A 4027-nucleotide genomic window follows, 5' to 3' on the forward strand; every position below is an offset into this window, starting at 1 on the left:
ATATTTTTAAAAAAATAAAAACAAAAAAATTTAAAAAAAATATTATACAAAATAGAAAAATAGTAACAAAATGTAATTTGTAATTTATACAAATATTAAAATAATCAATATTATAAGTGAAATAAAGAATATTACAGTACCCCGGGTAATAAAGAATCTTGATCTATCAGCAAATATGAATGTTAATCCATAAGAAAGAGCCAGAGCAACAACCATCTCTATTAAACCACTTATACCATAATCTATTTTTAATACATTGCCAAATAAGAAAGACAGTAGATATGAAACAATTACAACTAAAGCGATTGTAACAAAAGCATTGCTTAAAATCGGTTGCAGGCGGTCAAACCAGGACGGACCGGAAGAATAACCATAATCATATAAGTTTGCGGGATATAGTCCATTATTCTGATTTCTTTTACGCCTATTTAATAATGAAGTTAAAAAATTACTTGGAGAATTATTATATTCTTCAACTTGAGGATATAAAGTATTCTTATAGACAACAGGGTTTTCATCTCTTCTGCGCATGATATATTCCATATCGGAAGCATCATAAGTATATTCAGGGTATTCCTCTTCAATATATGAAACTTCACCAGAAGAGTAATCACTATCCAAAGTAGTTTGCTGAGAATTATCCTGGTATTTTTTAGCCAATTCCACTAAATTATCTCTATCAACCAATTTGATATTTTTTCTCAATGCATAATTGGTAGCCTGATTATTAAAGTAAGCTGATGTAACGATTGCAACTTTTGAAGCTTTTAAGCTTTCTGCTACATCTTCCATTTCCCTCAATAAATCAATGCCAACTTCGAACTCTTTATCATAGTTGTTACATGCCATGACAACTCCAAAATCACCAATGGTAGTCGGCAATACGGCATATATATCAATAACCTTTTGTGATGTCTTAAAGTTCTTATATACTTTAAAACCTGAATCCTCCATAACTTTAGCAATAAAATTAATTAATTGTGGTTTCTCCAAAATTCCACCCGCATGTGTTTCACTTTATTATTAATTTATAAATGAAATTATTATTAAAGTTTATTATTAAAAAAAATATAAAAAAATAGAAAAAATTACTTTCTTTTATAGACAATGAATCCAACAGCACAAACAACAACAATAATTGCTAAAATTATTCCAATTGTGGTTAAATCAAAATTATTGCTTTGAGATGTGACGTTTGTTGTATTATTGGATGTTGTATTATTTACAGCCGTATCATTTGTCTCATTAACTTCAGTTGAATCATCGTTTACCTGAGTATTACTACTAGAAGAGCCTGATGAATCAGAACTTCCAGAGCTAGATGAACTGCTGGAACTGCCGGAACTACTAGATTCAGAAGAACTAGAAGAACTACTTGAACTGGAAGGAACACTCTGAACAGACTGTGAACTGGATTCACCACCAGTACTTGTCACTTCTTCAGGATGAGGTCCTTCATGACCCGGATGAGCTGAAACAAAAGATATGCATAAACATAATCCCACCATCAAAACTAATGATAACAATATTTTCTTTTTAATTTTAAAACCTCCGAAAAATAAAAAAAGAGGTTAAATTAATTAACCTCAAGAAGTTATAGTAACTTTGTTTGCGATTGCTGCGCCGTTTTCATACATTGAAGTTATAATGTATTCTCCGGCAATCAATCTGATGTTTAACTTGGCTATACCCTGACTGTCGGTTGTTCTGTTGTAGAATACACCGTTGATGTTGAAAGTAATAGTCTGGTTAGCGAACGGATTGCCTTGACCGTCAAGCAATGTAGCTTTGAATTGGGTTCCGTCAAGATATTTCATGGAAACGTCTTCAGCACTTAAAATAGGTTTAACTGTAATGTTGTTTGCTACAAAGCTTCCGCCATACATAGCAGTGATAACGTAAGTTCCAGGCTGCAAGTTAATGTTTAGTTTAGCGTATCCGGATGCGTTGGTTTTTCTTTCATACATCACACCGTTAATGTTGAATGTGACTGTTTCATTTGCACCAACAGGGTTTCCGTCATCACCTAAAACTCTAACAACATATTGAGAATCGTTTCTGTAGTATTTCACTAAATCAGCATTTTCAACAATCTTTGGAATAACAGTAACAGTGTTAGCTGAACTTTCACCTGTTTTTGGATTAATAGCAGTTAATATGTAAGTACCTTGATCTAAATTAATGTTCAATTTAGCGGTACCGTTTTCATTAACTTTTCTCTCATACATTACACCGTTAATGTTGAATGTTACCACAGTGCCGTTTGTCAATGGATTGCCTTCAGCATCAGTGAAGGTTGCATAATATTGGGTTGCATTTCTGTAAACTTTAGTAACATCATTTGCATTTATTGTAGATACAATAGTTACAGTAGACTCTTTTGTAGCATTACCTACAGTAGTAGTTACATTATAAACACCGACATTTAAATTTAAAGCAATGCTGGTTGTACCATTTTCATTGGTTGTTCTGTTATAAGTAACTCCATTAGCCAATATTTGAACGGATTGGTTGGAAACAGCATTTCCTCTGTTGTTTGTAACAGTTACTACAAATCTATCTGGAGCAGAGAAGTATTTTTCAACATCCGGAGCATTAATAACAATATGATCTTCATTTTCAACTACAATAATTTGGTGTAATGCTAAAATAGTTGAACCTGTAGATTCGAAGAATACTGAATTTTCTTCACTTACAAGATCAGTGATATCCAATTCAAATACATTTACTGAATTTGATGAACCGGACCAGACATTAGTTGAAACATTATCATTGAATACGACATTACCTTCACCTGATTGAGCACTTGCAGCAAATACATATAATGTTGCATTTACAACTTCATCAGCGTCAATATCATAGAACTGATATTTTGAACCTACAGTTAGATTTTTACTGTAAGATTTTGCAAGCAAGTCAGCATTTTCAGCAATGTAAACTCCTTTAGTGGTAGTGGATTCATTATTATTGGTTAAAATTAATAATGAACTTGGATAGACAGCAGATTTTCCGGAAAGTTTTTGAATAGAAATACTATTGTTTCCGGACTGAACAAGAGCAGTTACATTATAAACAACCAAACCATATCCTCTATTTCCATAGTTACCTAAGTTACCTTGGTCACGATAACTTGCAATAGGAGTTATGGTTGCATTGTTAAATGTTACATTCCATGTATTAAAGTCACCAGAAGCAACATTATCCCAATTATATGATATGTAAAGCAATGCTTCAGCCACATCACCTTCATAATCAGCGGTTAATGTATCATTTCTTGAAGTTACACCGGTTCCCATATATGCTGAATCTTTTGAATTGACAACAATTACATCACCAGTGATTTGATAGTAACGATTGATTTCAGTGGAGTATTCAGTTGGGTATTCCAAGTCTTTACCTAAATTACCGTTGTAACGAACTGGGAATGAATAATCAGTAGAATTAATTTCGGTTCCGTTATTTTCAACAACGACAGTATATTGAGCCAAAGTATTATTTGCGCCATATGCAGTGTTTTCATCAATTGGCCTGATAGTTGAATCTACAAATGTGAATTTGTAACTTGAACCTAATGCATAATCAGGAATTATAGTTTCAAAGACTGTTTCATTTCCGTTTAATACTTTTACAGTTACATTAGTTGCTTTTCCAGTTCCATCATTAGTTATTGTTAAAGTTAAAGTGTTATTGACACCTGCTTGAATGGTAGGAACACTGGTATACTCGGTAGCCAATTTATTTACTGCAGTTGGAATATTGCCGAATAAGTATACTGCTAAGTATGTATCCATGTCGTAGATTGTTCTGTTTGCATAATAGTCTTCATAAATTGTTCCAATGTAAGCTAAACTAGGATTATACAAATCGTCTCCTTTAACTTTTTGGAAAGCGTTTTCAGCTACCCATAAATCGTCGGAATAAGTTCTGAACTGTAGAATAACTCCGCCGTCAATCAATTCAACACCCATAATGAATTCACCATAGTCGCCGCCGATATAAGTACTGTATAACAATTCACTACCGTCAG

The 4027-nt window shown here is 32.9% G+C and carries 3 protein-coding genes; all 3 read right to left on the bottom strand.

Annotated features, from left to right (window positions below):
* Positions 1-84: 84 nt before the first annotated feature.
* Positions 85-993 (bottom strand): restriction endonuclease, encoded by a 909-nt coding sequence (locus ACKI2W_RS03835; protein WP_407379409.1) that lies wholly within the window; start codon positions 991-993, stop codon positions 85-87.
* Positions 994-1088: 95 nt separating this feature from the next.
* Positions 1089-1508, bottom strand: coding sequence for a hypothetical protein (locus tag ACKI2W_RS03840; RefSeq protein ID WP_407379411.1), 420 nt, complete (start codon positions 1506-1508; stop codon positions 1089-1091).
* 78 nt (positions 1509-1586) lie between these two features.
* The coding region (locus ACKI2W_RS03845) for a DUF3344 domain-containing protein (protein WP_407379413.1) at positions 1587-4027 on the bottom strand (2441 nt) is incomplete at its 5' end.

It is taken from the genome of Methanobrevibacter sp. (assembly GCF_045603845.1).
In the GTDB taxonomy this organism is placed as follows: domain Archaea; phylum Methanobacteriota; class Methanobacteria; order Methanobacteriales; family Methanobacteriaceae; genus Methanocatella.